Origin of the sequence: Rhizobium sp. IY2, from assembly GCF_047532935.1 — a bacterium.
Taxonomy (GTDB): Bacteria; Pseudomonadota; Alphaproteobacteria; order Rhizobiales; family Rhizobiaceae; genus Rhizobium; species Rhizobium anhuiense.
Genome location: NZ_JBLKNU010000002.1, coordinates 562222 through 581690 on the forward strand (window position 1 = coordinate 562222; position 19469 = coordinate 581690).

16 protein-coding genes are annotated in these 19469 nt (G+C 60.8%); 6 read left to right on the forward strand and 10 right to left on the reverse strand.

Annotation, left to right across the window (positions count from 1 at the left end):
• Nucleotides 1-4: 4 nt before the first annotated feature.
• On the forward strand, nucleotides 5-1672 hold the full coding sequence (locus ACMUVN_RS11320; RefSeq protein ID WP_047612786.1) for an ABC transporter ATP-binding protein: 1668 nt from the start codon (nucleotides 5-7) through the stop codon (nucleotides 1670-1672).
• A 22-nt stretch (nucleotides 1673-1694) separates the two neighbouring features.
• On the forward strand, nucleotides 1695-3065 hold the full coding sequence (locus ACMUVN_RS11325; RefSeq protein WP_047614861.1) for an alpha-glucosidase/alpha-galactosidase: 1371 nt from the start codon (nucleotides 1695-1697) through the stop codon (nucleotides 3063-3065).
• A gap of 97 nt (nucleotides 3066-3162) precedes the next feature.
• On the opposite strand, the gene ACMUVN_RS11330 is transcribed toward ACMUVN_RS11325, so the two are convergent.
• The 7 genes from ACMUVN_RS11330 to ACMUVN_RS11360 form a co-directional block, all read right to left on the reverse strand.
• A complete protein-coding gene (locus tag ACMUVN_RS11330) occupies nucleotides 3163-3528 on the reverse strand; it encodes a hypothetical protein (protein ID WP_097595652.1) in 366 nt (121 codons plus the stop codon).
• 23 nt (nucleotides 3529-3551) lie between these two features.
• The gene (locus ACMUVN_RS11335) at nucleotides 3552-4028 is read right to left on the reverse strand and encodes a hypothetical protein (protein ID WP_047612795.1); all 477 of its coding nucleotides are present in this window, start codon (nucleotides 4026-4028) and stop codon (nucleotides 3552-3554) included.
• 19 nt (nucleotides 4029-4047) lie between these two features.
• Entirely contained in the window at nucleotides 4048-5256 is a 1209-nt protein-coding gene (locus tag ACMUVN_RS11340) for a hypothetical protein (RefSeq protein ID WP_254956245.1), read from the reverse strand.
• A 54-nt stretch (nucleotides 5257-5310) separates the two neighbouring features.
• Nucleotides 5311-6075: a TfuA-like protein gene (locus ACMUVN_RS11345; RefSeq protein ID WP_183844788.1), complete on the reverse strand. Its 765-nt coding sequence runs from the start codon at nucleotides 6073-6075 to the stop codon at nucleotides 5311-5313.
• The gene (locus ACMUVN_RS11350; RefSeq protein ID WP_183844789.1) at nucleotides 6068-7216 is read right to left on the reverse strand and encodes a YcaO-like family protein; all 1149 of its coding nucleotides are present in this window, start codon (nucleotides 7214-7216) and stop codon (nucleotides 6068-6070) included. The genes ACMUVN_RS11345 and ACMUVN_RS11350 overlap by 8 nt, the downstream gene beginning before the upstream one ends.
• A 15-nt stretch (nucleotides 7217-7231) precedes the next feature.
• Nucleotides 7232-10222 carry an ATP-binding protein gene (locus ACMUVN_RS11355; RefSeq protein WP_183844790.1) on the reverse strand — a complete coding sequence of 997 codons (2991 nt, stop codon included), beginning with the start codon at nucleotides 10220-10222 and terminating at the stop codon, nucleotides 7232-7234.
• A 511-nt stretch (nucleotides 10223-10733) separates the two neighbouring features.
• Nucleotides 10734-11168 (reverse strand): hypothetical protein, encoded by a 435-nt coding sequence (locus tag ACMUVN_RS11360; protein WP_063475997.1) that lies wholly within the window; start codon nucleotides 11166-11168, stop codon nucleotides 10734-10736.
• Between the two features lie 204 nt (nucleotides 11169-11372).
• Between ACMUVN_RS11360 and ACMUVN_RS11365 the strand changes: the two genes are divergently transcribed.
• Nucleotides 11373-12269, forward strand: coding sequence for a GGDEF domain-containing protein (locus ACMUVN_RS11365; protein WP_047612810.1), 897 nt, complete (start codon nucleotides 11373-11375; stop codon nucleotides 12267-12269).
• 102 nt (nucleotides 12270-12371) lie between these two features.
• On the opposite strand, the gene ACMUVN_RS11370 is transcribed toward ACMUVN_RS11365, so the two are convergent.
• Both ACMUVN_RS11370 and ACMUVN_RS11375 read right to left on the reverse strand, forming a co-directional pair.
• A complete protein-coding gene (locus tag ACMUVN_RS11370; protein ID WP_047612813.1) occupies nucleotides 12372-12677 on the reverse strand; it encodes a hypothetical protein in 306 nt (101 codons plus the stop codon).
• 304 nt (nucleotides 12678-12981) lie between these two features.
• Entirely contained in the window at nucleotides 12982-14523 is a 1542-nt protein-coding gene (locus ACMUVN_RS11375) for a cation:proton antiporter (protein WP_063475998.1), read from the reverse strand.
• A 100-nt stretch (nucleotides 14524-14623) separates the two neighbouring features.
• Here ACMUVN_RS11375 and ACMUVN_RS11380 point away from each other — a divergent pair, with 100 nt between their 5' ends.
• From ACMUVN_RS11380 to ACMUVN_RS11390, 3 genes are all read left to right on the forward strand, one after another.
• A complete protein-coding gene (locus tag ACMUVN_RS11380; protein ID WP_063475999.1) occupies nucleotides 14624-15841 on the forward strand; it encodes a flavin monoamine oxidase family protein in 1218 nt (405 codons plus the stop codon).
• 101 nt (nucleotides 15842-15942) lie between these two features.
• A complete protein-coding gene (locus ACMUVN_RS11385) occupies nucleotides 15943-16407 on the forward strand; it encodes an NUDIX domain-containing protein (RefSeq protein WP_063476000.1) in 465 nt (154 codons plus the stop codon).
• A 258-nt stretch (nucleotides 16408-16665) separates the two neighbouring features.
• Nucleotides 16666-18759 (forward strand): carboxy terminal-processing peptidase, encoded by a 2094-nt coding sequence (locus tag ACMUVN_RS11390; protein WP_063476001.1) that lies wholly within the window; start codon nucleotides 16666-16668, stop codon nucleotides 18757-18759.
• A 236-nt stretch (nucleotides 18760-18995) separates the two neighbouring features.
• On the opposite strand, the gene ACMUVN_RS11395 is transcribed toward ACMUVN_RS11390, so the two are convergent.
• On the reverse strand, nucleotides 18996-19274 hold the full coding sequence (locus tag ACMUVN_RS11395) for a hypothetical protein (protein WP_047612826.1): 279 nt from the start codon (nucleotides 19272-19274) through the stop codon (nucleotides 18996-18998).
• Nucleotides 19275-19469 lie beyond the last annotated feature (195 nt).

A 19469-nucleotide genomic window follows, 5' to 3' on the forward strand; every position in this document is an offset into this window, starting at 1 on the left:
TGATATGGCTCTTGCACTGGTCAATTCCTTCGCCCCGCCCGTCCGCCACGACCATGATGGCCGTTCGGACACGCCCATCATCGACGCCCGCAATGTGGCGGTGAATTTCAAGGTCGAAGACGGCATGGTCGAAGCCGTCAAGGACGTCTCCTTCCAGCTCTATCGCGGCGAGACGATCGCGATCGTCGGCGAATCCGGTTCGGGCAAATCGGTGACGGCGCGAACGGTGATGGGGCTCTTGTCGAAGCGCGCCGTCGTCTCCGAGGCATCGACGGTCGCCTATGACGGCAGCAATATCCTGAAGTTCTCCGAGCGGGCGCGCCGCAAGCTGCGCGGCGATCGCATCTCGATGATCTTCCAGGAGCCGATGAGCTCGCTGAACCCGATCTATACGATCGGTAGCCAGATCGTCGAAGCGATCCGCGTCCATCGCCGGATCAGCAAGAGGGATGCGCAAAAGCGTGCGCTCGAACTGCTCGAACATGTGCAGATCCCTGATCCTGCCGCGCGGCTCATGCAATATCCGCATCAGCTCTCCGGCGGGCAGCGCCAGCGCGTGATGATCGCCATGGCGCTTGCCAACGATCCGGACGTGCTGATTGCCGACGAGCCGACGACGGCGCTCGACGTCACCGTGCAGGCGCAGATCCTGAACCTGATCCGCAACCTGCAGAAGGAGTTGGGGATGGCCGTCATCCTCATCACTCACGATCTGACCGTGGTGCGGCAGTTCTCGGATTACGTCTATGTGATGCAGCTTGGCGAAGTGCGCGAGCACAACACCACCGAAGCTCTGTTTGCCAATCCGCAGGACGCCTATACCAAGCATCTGCTTGCCTCAGAGCCGCGCGGCCAGGCCAATCCGCTGCCGGAGGGATCGGATGTCATCCTCGATGCCAAGGGCGTGCGCGTCGCCTTCATGATGCGTCACGGTACCTTTCTCAAGCCGGCGATGCGTGAGCTTGTCGCCGTCGACAGCCTCGACCTGACGCTGCGCCGTCACGAGACGCTCGGTCTCGTCGGCGAATCCGGCTCCGGCAAGACGACCTTCGGCCAGGCGATCCTGCGGTTGAACACGCCCGAGAGCGGCGAGATCCATTTCGACCATCAGCCGATCCACGGCCTTTCCCGAGCCGAGATGCGGCCGTTGCGCGCCCGCATGCAGGTGGTGTTCCAGGATCCCTTCTCATCGCTCAACCCGCGCATGACGATCGGCCAGATCATCGAGGAAGGTCTCGTCGTCAACAGGCTGGGGGCGACCAAGGCCGAACGGCAGGACCGGGTGCGCGAAGCACTGATTGCCGCCGGCATGCCCGGCAATATCCTGTCGCGTTTCCCGCACGAATTTTCCGGCGGCCAGCGCCAGCGCATCGCCATTGCCCGCGCCATCGCGCTCGAGCCGGAATTCATTCTGCTCGACGAGCCGACATCAGCGCTCGACCTTTCCGTCCAGGCGCAGATCATCGAACTCCTGCGCAAGCTGCAGGACGAGCGGGGCCTAAGCTACCTGTTCATTTCCCACGATCTCAAGGTCGTCAGGGCTCTTTGCCATCGCGTCATCGTCATGCAGCATGGCAAGATCGTCGAAGAGGGCCCCGTCAACGAAGTTCTATCCCATCCCAAGACCGCCTACACCGAACGGCTCGTCAAAGCCGCTTTCGAGGTAGCATGATTGCCGAATGCCGGAGGTTATAATGGCAGCAAATCCCAAAATCACGTTCATCGGAGCTGGCTCCACCGTCTTCATGAAGAACATCGTCGGCGACGTGCTTCAGCGTCCGGCCCTGTCGGGCGCGACGATCGCCTTGATGGATCTCAACCCGCAGCGGCTGGAAGAAAGCGCCATCGTCGTCAACAAGCTGATCTCGACGCTCGGCGTGAAGGCGAAGGCCGAGACCTATTCCGACCAGCGCAAGGCGCTTGCCGGCGCCGATTTCGTCGTCGTCGCCTTCCAGATCGGCGGCTATGAGCCCTGCACGGTCACCGATTTCGAGGTGCCGAAGAAATACGGCCTGCGCCAGACGATCGCCGATACGCTCGGCGTCGGCGGCATCATGCGCGGGCTTCGCACCGTGCCGCATCTCTGGAAGGTCTGCGAGGACATGCTCGCCGTCTGCCCCGAGGCGATCATGCTGCAATATGTCAACCCGATGGCGATCAACACCTGGGCGATATCGGAGAAATACCCGACAATTCGCCAGGTCGGTCTCTGCCATTCGGTGCAGGGCACGGCGATGGAGCTGGCCCACGACCTCGACATTCCCTACGAGGAGATCCGCTACCGCGCGGCCGGCATCAACCACATGGCCTTCTATCTCAAATTCGAGCATCGCCAGCCGGACGGGTCCTATCGCAACCTCTATCCCGATCTCCTGCGCGGCTATCGCGAGGGCAGGGCGCCGAAGCCCGGCTGGAACCCGCGCTGCCCGAACAAGGTGCGCTATGAGATGCTGACCCGGCTCGGCTATTTCGTCACCGAAAGCTCGGAGCATTTCGCCGAATACACGCCCTATTTCATCAAGGAGGGCCGCGAGGACCTGATCGAGAAATTCGGCATCCCGCTCGATGAATATCCCAAACGCTGCATCGAGCAGATCGAGCGCTGGAAGGGGCAGGCGGAGGCCTATCGTTCGGCCGACAAGATCGAGGTTCAGCCGTCGAAGGAATATGCCTCCTCGATCATCAACTCGGTCTGGACCGGCGAACCCTCGGTGATCTACGGCAATGTCCGCAACAACGGCTGCATCACCTCGCTGCCGACCAACTGCGCCGCCGAAGTGCCGTGCCTGGTCGATGCCTCCGGCATCCAGCCGACCTTCATCGGCGACCTGCCGCCGCAGCTCACGGCGCTGATCCGCACCAATATCAACGTGCAGGAACTGACGGTGCAGGCGCTGATGACGGAAAATCGCGAGCACATCTACCACGCCGCGATGATGGACCCGCATACGGCAGCCGAACTCGACCTCGACCAAATCTGGTCGCTGGTCGACGATCTGCTCGCCACCCACGGCGACTGGCTGCCCGAATGGGCGCGCACCAGCCGCAAGGTTCAGGCTGCCTGACCCTCTCTCCCGGGTCGGGCGTCAAAGAGCCCCGCGGTGGCAACACACCGCGGGGTTTTTGCGTATAATTGGCGGGACGGCGGGGATGTGTAACTCGCTACCTTGGACCGCCTGCAATACTCTCCTTCAAGCTCTCGACCTCTTGCGCAAGCTTATCGAGGTCCGCCTGCGATGCGGCTTGCGATGTCGGCACTCTCTTGGGAACATAGATCTTACCCCCGCCATCGAGTTCATCGGGAATGCTGTATTTGAAGATCCACTTTGTGGATTTGGTATCCGTCGCCCGGACGAAGACCATAGCTTCATTGTTGCTATCGAGCGCAACCGATATGTCGAAGGTTGCGGCCCCCACAGCTAAGTTCTCAAGCTTTTGATTGTTTTTGTCCACGTAGGGACTAAGCCCATCGTCCACTGTGAAAGCGGTGAGCGCTTCCGTCACATCTATTGTCACGTCACATGGCATGATTGTTCTCCCCCGTTGGAAGTTTAATCGTTGCTGAGGCGACCGTTGCGATGGGCCATTCTGAGTGTGATAGCGTAGGAGCTCGGAGACCTCTTGCCGGGCAACTGGGCATCCAGAATAAGCGTCCTGGCGTCGCCGAAAGCCGTCGAGATCTCCAGGATTTGTGTGGATGCCGTCAGCCGCCACATTTTGTACCCCAACGCGGGGTCAAAGCCGCAGCCGGCTGCAGGCTCGGCATGCGGACCTGTGACAACGAAAATGCGGTTGGAATCCAGCCTGTAGCAGTGACCCTCGAACGCATAGCCGTAAGCGAGGACCGTCGATCCCGTTATGCCGACTCCGCTTGCGAGTTTTATCTGCAGTTCCGCCTTTCCCGCCATCCCGACATCCAGGTGCGTAATGCGATTGGTGTCGTTTAAGTCTACGCCGTAGAGTATGATCTGGCCCGCCACGTAGGGGAGTCCAGGAAGTGAAGGTGCTGGAACGCTGTCGTCTATCATCGATGCCTCCCGTCTTTGGTTAAAGAATGCCGCGCCACCTCATGCAATCTTCGAGCTGGTCGATATAAGCGCGCCCGCGCCCCCGCCAGGCGGCCTCGAGAAAGGCCGAAGCCGCAGCCTCGAAGGTCAGACTATCCGGGTCGAGATATGTCCAGGAACGGGTGACCGCCTCGCCGATCACGTCGCGCGCCTCCTGCAGGGCGGCTTTCGCGGCGAAATGCGTCAGCTCATAGGATGTCGCCGATGCCCGAAATCCTTCTTCTATCAGCGCCGGCGCCATCTGCTGGCGAAGGTCGCTGAACTTCCTGGGATTGATCTTCGACAGTCCGCGCTCGAACAGCAGTGATTGGTAGACCTCGATCAGGCAGTCGAAGAGGCCTGCCGCAAAGGGCTTCGACTGGTCGTGCACTTCCTGGCTGACATCACTGACACGAAGCGAGTTGTTGAGCGATCTGAGCTGCTTTTCGTCGCTGAGCTCGGCAAATTTGTCGAGTTCGTTGTGCAGGAGCAGGTTGCCTCTTGTGCGGCGAAGCAGCCGGTCCAGCGCGGTATCGAATTGCAGCAATCCCAGGAGCGATATGAAATCGGCGATCGCTTCGTGGTAGGAAAAGAAGTCGCTGCCGGATCCGTCGCCTTCGAGGATCCCAAGTTCGCTCAGCAAAATGAGATGTCCCATTTCATGGGCAACCGCGTCGAAATTCAGCGCGAAACAGGATGTCGGGCCTTCCGGTTCGCTTTCGCCGAGCTCCAGAAAGCCGAAGCCGGATTGCGCATTCTGCCAATGGGGAATGCGGGGAACGATTTCCAGCCGTTCCAGCGTCGGCTCGAAGAACCAGTTGATCGGGCGCCCGGCATAGCCCTCGCAGATATCGAGAACCCGGCGGGCGCAGGCATAGCTGTGGGTTGAAAGAAATGCCGGCGAGCCAGGCCCTATGTGATCGAAATGCCCGTCGGGGCCGGGCTCTGCGGGCGGCTGCAAAAGGCCGGGATAGGGAGGGATATAAGGCGCGGCATAGGGCGATTTCGGTTCGATGGGATTTGCCACATAGATCCGGCTGTCGGACGGCCCTGCCAGGATGGGTCCCCCCGAAGGTCCGATCCACACCACTTCGGGCTTTTCATAACCGGGAATGAAGGATGGCTGCGGAAAGACAAGGAAACGCGTTCCGAGCGGCCGCTCCAAAGCCGACCCGTCGCCTGCTCCCTGCGAATGTGTGATGGCATCCAAAGCTGCCCCCACCGCTCTCTGCCCAACGCCGAGCGATCTTTCACTATACCAGTACTACGGGCATTTCGACAATAGCGTGTCGAGCATTCCACAGTACTCCATGTCATTGGCGAATGATTCCGTAAGTTCAAATTCGAAAGAAGGAGATTTTTTCAGACCATTTATCTTGTGATCGGCCAGATATCTCAGGAGATTTACAGCGTCGGTTCGCTTCTGGTTTATGGCTCCGGCTTTCAGCCACGCCTTTAGAACTGCGATCTGGTTGGCAGCGCTGAGATTGTTTTCTGCCGCTGCGAAAAGCCTGGCGAACGACCTTTCGCTGAAGTGGAGCGAGCGTGCCAGTGACTCAAGCTGATGTCTCAGTCGTCTTTCGATGACCCCGACGCGTTCCGCTTTTTTCAGGCTGAGCCTGATGTCCATGAGAGCATCACCCAATGCGCGCGAGCCCAGTTCGACGGGAGCCATCGGCACCGTGACGTCGGCATCGTCGGCGAGCGAGTGCCGTCTGTACCACCGGTAGATCAGTCCATGCCCGATCATTCCCTGGGGAGCGAGCTCCGCTGCTCTGAGCGCGCCTATGCTGGCCGCACCGTATAGGCGGAGCCCTCGGGCCATCGCCCAGAGAATTTCCTGGTGGCGAACGGCGGGGCGCTGCGCGAAGACGCCGTCGATCAGCACGACCGCCGATGGCGCGTAGTCCGCCACGGCGCGCACGACATCGCCGCAGCCGACGGGAGGCAGATAGATCGCCTCCAGATATTTGTGCGCTTCCGTCGCGGAGAGGGTGGGGCCGAGAAAGACCACGATATCGTCACGCAAGATCCGCCTCCGGATTTGTTTCTAGCGGAGGGGCAACCACCCGGACGACGTGAAGAGGGACGCGATCGTCGGAATGAAGAACCACAAGGATCGCCGCCTTCGCGCCGGCCAGCCTCAACGCCTCGACGATCGCCAGGATGGGGCGGCCGCTGGCGCCATGACCTTCATCGGGAAGGTAGGAGCTGCCGCCCTTTACGAGTTGCGCGCGCCAAGCGGCGAGCTCCGAAGCATCGGCATATGCGTAGACTTCGCTGCTGATATCGTCGCGCGCAGCCGAAATCACCCCCAGCCGCGATTGACACGCTTCGAGCAATGCGCTCGTCAGCGCCCGATCGTGGCTGAAGTCGCAGCCGAAGCCTTCGGCCGGCAAGGGCGCAAAGGGGGCGCGGCCGGCATCTTCCATCACGTGGCACCAGTAGATCGGCAGCGCATGCGACGCCGGGATTTTCCAGATGCCGACGACGAAACCCGCCTTGGCCAGCCGTTGCATGATCTCCCCGGCGCTGCCTGAGCGGACGGAGCGCGAGTCGATCTGGAAGCGGTCGAAGAAATGGGGCGTCTTCATCGCCGTGCATCGCGCCTGCCGCTCCAGAATCTCCAGGCAGGCATGCAAGGCCGCGCTTTGCAGGCTGGTGCCGGCCGCCAGACCCGTTGTGTCTCTCGGCATCCAATGCGGATGAGGCGAGGGGAGGGTGTAGGCGGAGTCGACAAGGGCAAGCGGGACAGGGGTTCTCCGGCCTGAAAAGAGATCCAGCCCCTCGATCCAGGAAAGCCTCTCCGCCTCTCGTCCGACGCCGAGGTGCGACCAGAATTTCTGCTCGTTCATCCCGCGGAAAGGCGCTCCGAAGACGCGCTCCGGGGCAATCCGCTCCGAGGCCCATCCCTCCAGGGATTCCATCAGGCCCGATATCGCCGCAAGCGGCAAGCTCAAACCCTTGCCTTGGCTGACGGCGACGGAAAGGGACCGCGGCCTGACAACCTGGACGACGGGGATCCCGATCCGGTCGAGTTCCGTGACCGAGCCCAGCCTGGTGATCCCGTATTCGTGCTTGCTGGCCAGGATGCGCTGCACCGTCTGCCAGGGATCAGGGGGCGAGAGGTTAGGGGCATCAAAGATGTTGTCGAGCACCCCGTTCTCCATCGCCTCCTCCTGGCCCTACGACCTTGGCAGGCCGTCCAAGGCGCGCTTTGCTCTTTCGGCCAGCCAGGCGGCCTTTTGTCCTTCGGCAATCTGCACCGCCCTCGTCAGGTCTCTTCTTATCAAGGATGGAGGGTCGTCCAGATCTCGTCTCAGTCTTGCGCTGAGGCGGTAGAGTTCGGCCAGCCAGAACCGTTGACCGCTGTTGCGGCCAACGTTGATCGCATTGTGAATGGTCGCCAGGGCTTCAGCAGGTTTGCCGAGCCGCTGCAGCACCTGCGCATGCATGTCGCTGTGCATGGAAAAATTATCGTCGGTGCCCAATTGCTGCTGGAGCAGCAGACCGTGTTGGAATCGCTCTTCGCCCCGTTCGGCAAACGACGTCATCAGCTCCGCCCAGCCGCAATACATGTTGGCGCGCGCCTGGCTGGCGGCGAGGCCGTGTCGCTCGGCAAGCGCCAGCATTTGTTCGCCGAGGTCATGGACATCGTCATATCGGCTTTGGCAGCGGCGCAGGACGATGGCGTAATAAAGCGCGTGAACCATGCTTCCGGCGTGATCGGTCGAGGCCGCCCAGTCCAGGCACTGTCCGATCGCATGTTCACTGGCGTCGGCATTGTCGAGAAGCAGGTAGGACAAGGCGCTCTCGCCCAAGCCGCAGACCTTGGCGTCATGTCCGCCGAAAAAGGCGCGATTTCTGACCGCTCTTTCCGGATCGTAAAGATCAAGGCCTCTGGCGACGCAATCGAGGCAGAATTCGTGCTCGCCGGCGTGAAAGCTCGTCGCCCATCCGCAGTGATAGGATTGAAGCCGCGTCTCCTGATCTTCGACGGTTTGCATGTCGCCGACGAGGATGCGCGCGCGAGACTGCTGCGTCAGAATGTTGGGTGCCGTGAACCACCATCCCCAATAGACCGGGAAATGTTTCGACCGGACAGCCGAGGCCTGTTTCCTCAGAAGCTGCATTGCGCGGGAATAGACCCGGCGCGCGCTTTCCGAGCCCTCTCCCTCGAGCGCGGTCGCAACGACCCCCTGAAGTTCGAGCAGGCCCAATGCCAGTTCGGTGCGATCGGGATGGCGCCGGGAAAGGCTGTCGACCTCCTCGGCGCAGAGTTCGAGCGACACGTTCGCCTCGTGCATGGCGGAGCGCAGAACGCTCGCCTCCGCCGCGGCCAGGCCAAACCTGGCCGCGGCGTCGTGCAAGCCTGCTTCGGCGCACTGCCAGGCAGCGATGGCAGCCGGCAGACTGGGCTTTGCTTCTCCGATCAGGAGTTCGGCGATCCGCTTGTGTATGCGTCGTCTGTCGCTTTTGAGAAGGCTGCTGTAGGCTGCTTCCTGGGTGAGTACGTGCCGGAACTGAAAGGAGCCGGGCGTGTCGGCAGAAGGCTCGATGATGCCTTGGGAAACAAGCCGCTCGACCGCGATCTCCACCGTCTGCCGGCTGACCCCTTCGAGAAGGTAGGCGAGCAGCGAGATGTTGAATTCGCGACCGATGACGCTCGCAAATTGCGCTGCCCGTCGTGCGGAACCGGTCGCCGCGAGTCTGGCGGAAAGCAGATCATTCAGCGAGCTGACGCCACCTTCCAGAAGCAGCCCTTTCCATTCGGATAAGGCCTTGCCCAAGGGTTGCCTTTCCAGGAAGAAGTTGGCCAGTTCTTCGGCGTAGAGCGGCATGCCATCGCATTGATCCAGAATGAAATCGGACAGGCCCGGCGGGGGGCGCTCACGCCAGACCGAGGCGACGAGATCGCGAACCGCCGCAGAGGCCAATCCGGATAATTCTATCTCGGTCGCCAGTGCCAGGGATCGTCTGATCCTCGATGTCTGAACCACGAGGATCGGCAACGTGCCTGCGAGTGATTCAAGCCGATCGATCAGCTCCAACGTCATGCCGTCAGCCCAGTGGACATCCTCGAAGACGAGGAGCGTCGGAACGCCAGTCGCCTTGCAGGTCAGGATGTCGGCAGCGGCTTCGATGACCTTCCGCCTGAATGCCCGCCCCGACAGATCCGACACGCGAATATTGCGCGAGGTCGCCGGCGATCGGTCTGATGTAAATGAGAGAATGGTGTCGACGATGTCTGCCCCTAAGGCTCGGCCGGATGTTTGAAGGGCCTGCATGAAAGCCCCGCTATCGCCATTCTTCAGAACAGAGGGTTCGGCCACAAGCCTCTCGAGAAACGACATAAAGGGGTGCAGCGGCTGGCTCTCCAGGCGCCTGCCGCACTGAAAGATCAGGGTCTCGTGCGAAGTATGGGACAGGCTGCGGGCGAATTCGCCGATCAGTCTGGATTTGCCGATGCCCGCCTCTCCGACCACGGTGATTGAACTGCCCCTGCCGTCGAGAGCTGAATTCCAGGCGCTCGAAAGAGCGGCAAGTTCTCTTTCCCTGCCTCTTATCGGCCGATCCCATTCGCTGAATGGCGACAGCGCAGACGTTGAGCGATCACGTTCCTGCGGACGCCAGAGCGCAACCGGCTCTTCGAAGCCTTTGAGTTTGGCCTTCCGCACCAGGCTATAGTCGAAATTGTGTCGGGTGAGCTGAACGGTCGAATCTGCGACCAGAACGGAATTCGGTTCGGCCTCTGCCTGCAAGCGAGCCGCCAGCACCGGTGCTGTGCCAACAATCTCGTCTCCTTGCGCGGAGAAGACGACAAGACCGGTGGCAACCCCGATCCGCAGCCTGAAAGCTGTGCGCGCCTTGCCCTTGGTGCTCGCTGCAATGCCTAACAATTCCAAAGAAGCCTGCACCGCACTTTCAGCCGCATCTTCGGATTGGTCGGGATATCCGAAGAAACAGCATCCCCCATCACCGAGCCGTTGATGAAGAAAACCTCCATGCTTTTTTATGATCGTTTCGGCATTCTGATGTAATGCCGAAACGGAACGAAAGAATTTCTCCGGCTCGCTCCGCAATAAGAGCTCCGTCGAGCCGACAATGTCATAGAAAAGGGCAGTGACCTGTCGCCGCTCACCTGTAAACCGAATTCGCGCGTCGAGGGTTTTCATTCGGAGTCGCCCAACATCACAGAAGCCTTTTTCAGGACATCCGATTTATAGCTTGCATGCAAGCTTTTCGTGCGGCGGTGCCAATATATCCGTTATGCGGCCTGCGTCCTGATCATGGGCTGCCCTCTTTTCACCGCGACGCATGCGCGTGCCCCCGCCATATTGCTTCGGGCCCGCCATCTTTTCCTTCGCGTGAGATTGGACAGTTTGGCGTTCAAGGGATGGCCAGATGGGCGTGCCGCATTGCATCGCCTTTCCTTGAACGTGCAGCAGCCCGATCGAAGGCACATCAAAATCAGGCCCCGCCGCTACGGCTCGCCCGTCGCTATTCCCAGCCATTGGCATTCCGCCAGCCAGGTTACGAAGAACCGCGCCGGTTTTTGGCGACGACGACGTTCACCGCCGGGCCACCGGAGATTGCCAGTAACGACGGCCTGTCGGTCGCCGTGGCGGCCCTTTCACCGCCGCGGCGACCGCCGGCCTTGCAGCGCCAGATGGCCTTCAGCCTCAATCAGGCAAAGAACGCACGAAGCTGAGCGAAGAACCCGCCTGGTTTGTAACTCGCCATCTTTCGCAGGCGGCGAGCGATGACTGCCGCGCTGACGTGTTCACCGAAATGGCAGAAGCAGACAAGGCCGTGCAATTGCTCGTCGCTTAGCTCGAAGAACCGCCTGGCCTCTCCATAGCTGTCATTTTCCATTCCTGCCGCCCGCAGAATGGGGTCAGCGAATGCAACGGAGATCGGGGTGTCGTCATCCCGCAGCGCAAGCCGTTCTGCCATCGACTTATATTCTGTTTCGTGAAGCGTGTTCAGAAACGCTCTGGGGCTGCGGTCGAGACTTTCGGCCCACCGCTCAAGCCGTTCGCGCCGCGTCATGTCAAGGCGCGTGCAGGTCGTCCTGACCTTGGCAATGGTTTTCAACTGATCGAGTGCGTACTGTTCCATCTCGGCCTCCTATCTCCGGAAAAATAGATGGTCCGCTCCCAAAGATAGCGTCGCTCAGGTGGCAGCCGATGTCCAATCACGATTGGGACCGACAGCTCGTTGACGCTTCCGTAATCACTGGAGGCGCCTTTTGCTTGCTGACGGGCTCTTTTCTCATAGGATCTCTGCGCCATGTCATACCGAGGCAACCAGACAGGGTTCGGGATGGACGAGATATTCGAACAGCTTCTGCACCTTTCTGCATGCACGCAAACGCTGATTGCGGTCTATGATGGTCATGACCGGCTGCAATACGCCAACAGCGCCTTTCGTTCGGCCTATTTCATCGAACCGGATGAAACGCCCCTCTGGCCGGATCTCATGCGGCGTAATTTCCAACAGCAGCGGGGCACGGTCATTCGAACGAGCAATTTCGAAGAGTGGCTGCGCTCGACTCAGTCGCGCCGCGGCAAGATCGGCTATCGCGCTTTCGAGACGGACCAGTGGGACGGCCGATGGTTCTGGATGACGGAGGCGGTGCAGAAGAACGGTTGGATGCTGTGCATTGCGAGCGACATCACCGGTTTGCGCGCGCATGGCAGGACTGTCCGGCAAGATCGCGATCAGGCGATCAAGGCGTCTTACACCGACGAACTCACGGGTGTCGCCAACCGCCGCTTCGTGATGGCGCGCGTCGACGACATGCTGGCGGCCGCCCAGCATGGCAGCAACGGATGCCTTGCCGTATTCGACATCGACAATTTCAAATACATCAACGATCGCCTTGGCCACCACGCCGGGGATGAGGTCCTGCGTGATTTTGCGCATCGCATTCATCAGAATGTTCGCCGCAACGATTGTTTTGGGCGGGTCGGCGGAGAAGAATTCCTTCTGGTGATGCCGGCAACCGAGACGGAAGACGCCATTGCCATTGTCGAGCGCATGCTGACGGTGATCCGGTTTTCCCGGCCCCTGCCTGCGTCACCCGACTTCAGCTACACCTGCTCTGCCGGTATCGCCGCTTGCGCCCCGTCCGATAGCACGTCGGATCTTTATCGACGCGCCGATCAAGCCCTCTATGCGGCAAAGCTAAGCGGCCGGGACAGGGTGCGCGCAGCCTAGGCGCTTATGCGGTTGAACCCCAATCTGGTTGCCGCAGTCGTGGCGGACGGCGATCCGGGCCTGTTCGCTGCGGCCGGAACCAATATAATCGGGCGCGATGTCTCAGATCCCCGACCCGTAAAGCTCCTGGTCATCGTCGCCTTCCCAGGGGGAGGGCATCGAGCTGCTGGCGAGGTTTGCCGAGGGCATCGGCATCCAACACTTCAATTCCGGCTCGGCATATTCGATGATGTGCCCGGGCGAGGAATCGGAGGCGCGCCAGCCTTCTCCACCGAACTGATCGCCATTCGTCCAATAGGCAAGGTCAACTTCCGCCGGCCCCTGTTCGGACGAGCGAATCGTGACGAGGATCCGGCTGCCGTCTTTCGGAGCGTTTGCCATATTGCGCCAGCGATCCGGCTCGTCCATCGTCTTTCCTCCTGCTTTCCTCAAGTGCAACTGTCGCCTCACGATCGAAAACGGTCAACTCAAACTTTGCAGAACCATCCCCATCGACGCCTGCAGGAACTGACAGTGCAGGCGCTGATGACGAAGAGCCAAGCGCTTCTCCCGGGTGAGGCCGTCAAGAAGCCCAGCGGTAGCAACGACTGCGAGGCTTGTGTTTGAGAATGGCGCCGCTTTCCAATAGAGGGGACGGCAAGGGACCATCCGACCCCCGTTCGCTATCAGGGAACCGTTGATTGTCCTGGCGTCGACCACTGCCTGGTCAGATCTAGCTTTCTGTGATGCGGCGATCCTCATCTGAGCCGATGGAGAGCTGCTTCCAGTCAAGGTCCTCCTGCAACTCGAGATATTGCATCGCACCGATCTGGTCTGTATCGCGCAATTCCTCGAGGCGCTGGCGCTGGGCGAGAACGGCTGCGATGGTCAGGTCACGGCGCCGATTGAGCGGCGAGGTTCTGGCCGCATCGGTGGATGCTGTCCAATGATCCTTGCAGATCGTCCGGATCGCTTCGGCTTCAGTACCGCTTTCCTTCTCAAGCCGCTGAAAGGCGGCCTCGGCGAGCGACACGCGGGCCGCCTTGAGTTCATCGCGCACTTCTGCCTGCCGACCGAGTTTCAGGAGATGGATCATCGGTGCCAGGGTCGCCCCTTGAATGACCAGGGTTGCAAGCACCACCGCGAAAGCCGTGAGCACGACCAGGTCTCGCTCGGGAAAGTCGGCAGGGAGTGCGAATGCCGTCGCCAGCGTAACAAGGCCGCGCATACCGGCCCAACCCACCAGCAAGGTTTCCCCGGATGTGAAAGGCGCCAATTCACGGCCGCGCCGGTGACGGGTCGCAACGACGGCGTGAAACAGGAACGCCATCGCCATGCGCGCCAGGATGACGCCGACCACCACGATCGCGGCAAATCCCACCGCCCGCTGAAGCTCTTCAGCCGACATCGCCTCAAGGATGCGGCGCGCCTGCAGCCCCATCAGCAGGAAAGCCACCACGTTCAAGAGGAACACGACCGTCGTCCAGACCGCGAAGGAATGCACCCGCATGCGTGGCGAATCCTCGACCGAAGAAAGGGTGGCGATGGTCATTGCGCTCGCCACGGTGGCAAGGACGGCCGACAGGTGCAGATGCTCGGCGATCAGCCAGGTCGAAAATGCGTAGACGAATTGAAACAGGGTCCCGCCGACGGTGTTTTCGGTTATCGGTCGAAGCCGCGAGACGACAAAGCCGAAAGCGATGCCGAATAGGATCCCTCCCGGTGCGGCGATAGCCACCTGAAGCGCCGTCCCGGCATCCAGCCCGCCCCGCGCTTGGACAGTGAGCGCGGCCCCGAAAAGCAGCAGCGCGGTCGCGTCGTTGAACAGGCTTTCTCCCTTGAGCAGGGCATCCACACGGCGGGCGACGGGCAAATTGGAAAGGACCGCCGTGGCGGCTGCCGCATCAGGTGGCGCGACGATTGCGCCCAGCGTGACCGCAACCGCAATCGGAAGCCCGACAGTCAGCATGCTGATCGACACGACGACACCTGTCGTGACGAGAACGGCGACGACGGCATAGAAGAACAGCGGCAGCAGCATGCGCCGCGCCGCACCCACCGGGAAGTCATAGGCCGAGTCGACAAGGACGGGGGCGATGAACAAGGCGAGCGCCGTCGGCGGATCAATCGGGATCGTCGGCGCGCCAGGCAGCATTGCCACGGCGACGCCGGCGGCAGCCAGAATGCCCGGGTAGGGCAGCCGCATGCGGCGCGTCACCTGCAGCAGCAGGATGGCAACCGCCAGCAATGCAACAAGTGTTTCGAAGAATGTCATGTCAGCATACTAGCAGGCTTTCGGGCCCGTTGAAGCGGGTGCAGCCTAGATGTAAAGCTTGTGTCGTATCAAGCTGGCGACGCAGCGGCGGAGGGCGACGATGGATTACGAGGTTGCTGTTGTCGGCGCTGGCGCGGCCGGCATTGCAGCAGCAAAAAAGCTGGTCGATGCCGGCCGCTCGGTCGTCATCCTGGAAGCCAGCAACCGCGTGGGTGGACGCGCCTGGACAATCGAAATGGCCGGGATGCCGCTGGATATGGGTTGCGGCTGGCTGCATTCTGCCGAGCGCAATCCTCTCGTCGCCATTGGCCGTGCAGCCGGGTTCACTATCGAGCGCGGGCGCACGGCGTGGCAAAGCCAGTGGCGCAATCTCGGCTTCACGCCGGATGAGCGGGCGGCTGCGGCGACTGCATGGAACGCGCTTGAGGAGCGGATGCGCGTCAATCCTCCCGCCAGCGACAGGGCTTCGGACGCGCTGGAGTCGGGCGGCGAATGGAACGCCTACTGCCAGTCGCTCAGCGGATATCTGAACGGCGCACCGCTCGATCGGCTCTCGGTCTCTGACTTTCTTGCCTATGACAATGCGGCAACCGATGCCAATTGGCGCGTGCGGGAAGGCTACGGAAGTCTGATCAGCGCCGCCGTTCCCAACGTGGCCTTGCGCCTTTCGACGCCCGTTCGAGCCGTGACCTTGACCGCGAACGGCGTCCAGCTGGAGACCGACCGCGGTCCTGTCACATCCGGTGCGGCAATCATCACGTCATCGACCAACGTTCTAGCCCGCGGAGCCATTATCTTCGACCCGGAGGCCGACGATCACCTCCACGCCGCAAGTCAGCTGCCGCTTGGCCTCGCAGACAAGCTGTTTTTGGAACTCCATGGCAATCATGGTCTGGAGCCGGAAACCCATCTGCTCGGCGACCCGCGAAATGCTGAGACCGGCAGCTATTATATCCGCCCGCTCGGCCGGCCGGTCGTCGAAGGCTTCTTTGGCGGAAATGGCGCCGTCGTCATCGAACGCGCGGGTTTACTGGAAGCATTCGCCTTCGCCCTGGACCAGCTGTCGTCGCTGCTGGGGAGCAATATTCGTCACCACCTGCGGCCCCTGGCAGCCTCTTCCTGGTGTCATACCGATTGGATAGGCGGCTCCTACAGCCATGCGCTGCCCGGCCATGCGGGCGCACGCGCAGTCTTGGCGCGTCCCGTCGGCGACCGGCTGTTTTTCGCCGGCGAGGCGACGCATCAGTCCGACTTCTCGACAGCCCATGGTGCGTGGCAAAGCGGATTGCGGGCTGCCGACCAGGCCGCAGCAGTTTAATGCCCTCGTGACATAGAAGGGCGAACTTCGTTCGCTTTGTTGATGGGAGAGCCGGCCCTACACCCGAAATGGCCGCGCCACCAACGCGAGAGCATAACGCAATGGCAATCCGTAGCGCCGGACTTCTCATATACCGGCGCGCTTCCGAGAATTACGAAGTCCTTCTCGTCCATCCGGGCGGACCTTACTGGGCGAAGAAAGACGAGGCTGCCTGGTCGATCCCTAAAGGATTGGTCGAGCCTGGAGAGGACGCACTCGCGGCTGCGAAAAGGGAAGCTGCCGAAGAGCTTGGTGTAACAATCGATGGCATATTCAGACCGCTTGGCGAATACCGGCAATCTGGCGGCAAGATTGTCGTCGTGTGGTCGATCGAAGCTGATCCAGTCCTGGATGTGAACGCGATTCGGAGTTCCGAATTTCAAATGGAATGGCCGCCAAGGTCGGGCCAGGTAAGAAGCTTTCCGGAGGTTGATCGCGCGGGTTGGTTTTCCTTAGCCGACGCAACGCTTAAACTGTTGAAAGGACAGCGACCGATGGTCGTCGACCTCCTGACGCATCTTGAGTGACCGGCCCCCCAAATTCCAGCTTCAGAGGCCCGCCTCGCCGCACTTATGGGTGAATCACGCGGCAGCCATGAATTGCTTCTGGAGGCCGCCGGCATGCGACAATCGCCGCCATCTGAATCAGATCGAGAAAATTGGAGCTGCGATCCGCAATCCGCGGCTTTTCAGCCATCCCATTTGCCACCCGGTTGCCAAAAAACCATGATTGCCTCACATAGATCACACATCGACCACAGGCATGAAGAATTGGATCGACGCTGGATGCGCATACACTACGTTTTTCTCAGTGCATTTCTTGCACTCGCACAGGCCGCCTATGCTGAAGTCGCGTCGCCGCCGGTCTTGGAGCCGCTGAAGCGGCAGGCGCAGGCCGCTGAGTTGAGTGCGCAATTCCTGTCGCGGTATAGCTATAAACCCGTTCCGCTCGACGATGCCTTGTCGGCCAAGGTCATGGATGGGTTCATCAAGTCGCTCGATCCGGACCGCATGCTCTTCCTGCAGGCCGATGTCGACAGGTTCATGGCCGATCGCAACGAGATCGACGATGCGATCGAAAAGCAGGACCTGAAAATCCCGTTTGCGATTTTCAACGCCTATGAACAGCGCGTCGTCGACCGCATGACCTATGCGCGCGGCCTGCTGAAGCAGGGCTTCGATTTCAGTGCGCAGGAAGATTTTTCGGTGTTGCGCGATAAGGCGCCGTGGCCGCAATCGGATGCCGAGAGCAACGAGCTTTGGCGCAAGCGCGTCAAAAGCGATTGGCTGCGGCTGAAGCTCGGCGGCAAAACCGATGCGGCCATTCGCGAAACACTCGACAAACGATATGAAAACACGCTCGAGCGCGCTTACAAGTTTAAAAGCGACGACGTGTTCCAGTCGTTCATGGACGCCTATTCGACGTCGATCGATCCGCACACCGACTATTTCGGCGCGGCCGCTTCGGCCGATTTCAACGTCTCGATGAAGCTTTCGCTGTTTGGCATCGGCGCTGTGCTGCAGGAGCGCGACGACTACACGACGATCCGTGAGCTCGTGCCCGGCGGACCGGCGCAGCTCTCCGGCAAGCTTGCGGTCGGAGACCGCATTACCGGCGTTGGCCAAGGCAAGGATGGGGCGATCAAGGAAGTGGTGGGCACCCGCCTTGATGAAGTCGTGCAGATGATCCGCGGCAAAAAAGGCTCCGTCGTGCGGCTGGATATCCTGCCGGCCGATGCCGGAGCCGATGGCACGCATCGCGTCATCAGCCTGGTGCGCGATAAGATCACCCTCGACAAGCAGGCAGCCAGGAAGACCGTACTCTCCGTCAAGGCGGGCGATGCCACGCGCAAAATCGGGATTATCACGCTGCCGGTCTTCTATGAGGATTTCGACGCCAAGCGGAAGGGCGACAAGGATTACAAAAGCGCAAGCCGCGATGTCGCCAAGCTTCTCGGCGAGTTGAAGGACGAAAAGGTCGACAGCGTTCTCATTGATCTGCGCAATAATGGCGGCGGTTCATTGGACGAGGCGATCGATTTGACCGGTCTGTTCATCGGCAAGGGGCCGGTCGTTCAGCAACGCGGCAGCGACGGCAAGGTCGAGGTCAAAAGCGCCGATCTTGCAGCGCCTGTCTGGACAGGCCCGATGGGTGTCCTGATCAATCGCGGCTCGGCCTCGGCTTCGGAGATTTTTGCCGCGGCGATCCAGGACTATGGTCGCGGCGTGATCGTCGGCGAACCCAGTTTCGGCAAGGGCACCGTTCAGACGGTCGTCGATCTCGACCAGATCGTGCACAATAGCAAACCCGAATTCGGCGAGCTGAAAGTGACGATTGCCCAGTTCTTCCGGGTCAATGGTGGCACGACGCAGCTGCACGGCGTGACGCCTGATCTCAGCCTGCCGGGATTGTCCGATCCGACTGCTTTCGGCGAGACCAGTTATGACAATGCGCTGCCGTGGGCTGAGATCAAGCCCGCGAAATACCCGCGTGCCGAGACAGTCGCGACATTGCTTCCGGCATTGCAAAGCCGCCATGATGCGCGGGTCAAGACCGATCCGGACTTCCAGCGCCTGGTGAAAGACATTGCCGACCTCAAGGCGCAGCGCGAAAAAGGGGTCATTTCCCTCAACGAAGCCGAACGTCGCAAAGAAGCGGCGGCTCGCGAGAAACGGCTCAAGGATCGAGCCGAAGCAGGGGATGGCGAGGACCTTGGCGATGATGGCCTGGAGGCAGGCGAGCGCAGCCTGAGCGCCGATATTGCCATCGAGAATGCCCGCAAGAACGCCAAGGACGTCCTGCTCAACGAGGCAGCCGCCATTCTTGCCGACGAGGCGGATTTGCAGCAAGGCGTGCTCAAGGCAGCCACCAAACAATAAGGGAATGCGGACGGAAGACATAAGGCACTGCGAACTTCCTCCTCCTGGACCGGGTTAGCACGTCCGCATCAGCCAATTGCTGTTGATGACGGCGTCAGTCCCAATCCAGGAACAAGCCTGGAACTGTGGCTGATGCCCCTCGTTAGAGCGCCGTGCGTCCAAAAGGAGGCACGGCGCTCCAACACTTTCAATCCTCGCATCGTGCTTTCCGAAAATCGGATTTTCGGGCCGATGCGCTAGAAGGATGACGATGGAACCACGCCCATAGTCGGGACAGGTCGTTCCTGCTTCGGCGTCTTGTTTCCTTGCTCCTCGCCGCCGCTCAGTGCCTGGCGCACTTCATCCTCTTCCCAACCCGCCTCGATGGCCGAAGCCACGAGCCTCTCGATTTTCTCGGTTTCCGAATTGTGTGAAGTCTCATTCAGGTGGCGTCTGGCAGTCTCGAGACACTGACGGAGGTTGGACGCGCGGCTGGCGTCGTTACGATCGTAGCTTGGCGATGCGACGTAGGTCATTTGGAAGCTCCCTGTTGATCGGGAGAAACACCTCAAGAGACAGCCGGTTCCACTGCGTCAGCGTCGCCATCCGTCGTCTCGGGCTGCGCGACGGTGACGGTGACGATGTCTCTGTTGGGCACGCTCATGGTCCTTCATGGACGACGACGACCACGGTATCTCCGCGCGATGACGCTTTCCGGAACCTGATGGATC

Coding starts and splice junctions, on each gene's coding strand:
- ACMUVN_RS11320 (WP_047612786.1), top strand. CDS start 5: ATGGCTCTTGCACTGGTCAATTCCTTCGCCCCGCCCGTCCGCCACGAC.
- ACMUVN_RS11325 (WP_047614861.1), top strand. CDS start 1,695: ATGGCAGCAAATCCCAAAATCACGTTCATCGGAGCTGGCTCCACCGTC.
- ACMUVN_RS11330 (WP_097595652.1), bottom strand. CDS start 3,528: ATGCCATGTGACGTGACAATAGATGTGACGGAAGCGCTCACCGCTTTC.
- ACMUVN_RS11335 (WP_047612795.1), bottom strand. CDS start 4,028: ATGATAGACGACAGCGTTCCAGCACCTTCACTTCCTGGACTCCCCTAC.
- ACMUVN_RS11350 (WP_183844789.1), bottom strand. CDS start 7,216: ATGGAGAACGGGGTGCTCGACAACATCTTTGATGCCCCTAACCTCTCG.
- ACMUVN_RS11355 (WP_183844790.1), bottom strand. CDS start 10,222: ATGAAAACCCTCGACGCGCGAATTCGGTTTACAGGTGAGCGGCGACAG.
- ACMUVN_RS11360 (WP_063475997.1), bottom strand. CDS start 11,168: ATGGAACAGTACGCACTCGATCAGTTGAAAACCATTGCCAAGGTCAGG.
- ACMUVN_RS11365 (WP_047612810.1), top strand. CDS start 11,373: ATGGACGAGATATTCGAACAGCTTCTGCACCTTTCTGCATGCACGCAA.
- ACMUVN_RS11370 (WP_047612813.1), bottom strand. CDS start 12,677: ATGGACGAGCCGGATCGCTGGCGCAATATGGCAAACGCTCCGAAAGAC.
- ACMUVN_RS11375 (WP_063475998.1), bottom strand. CDS start 14,523: ATGACATTCTTCGAAACACTTGTTGCATTGCTGGCGGTTGCCATCCTG.
- ACMUVN_RS11380 (WP_063475999.1), top strand. CDS start 14,624: ATGGATTACGAGGTTGCTGTTGTCGGCGCTGGCGCGGCCGGCATTGCA.
- ACMUVN_RS11385 (WP_063476000.1), top strand. CDS start 15,943: ATGGCAATCCGTAGCGCCGGACTTCTCATATACCGGCGCGCTTCCGAG.
- ACMUVN_RS11390 (WP_063476001.1), top strand. CDS start 16,666: ATGCGCATACACTACGTTTTTCTCAGTGCATTTCTTGCACTCGCACAG.
- ACMUVN_RS11395 (WP_047612826.1), bottom strand. CDS start 19,274: ATGACCTACGTCGCATCGCCAAGCTACGATCGTAACGACGCCAGCCGC.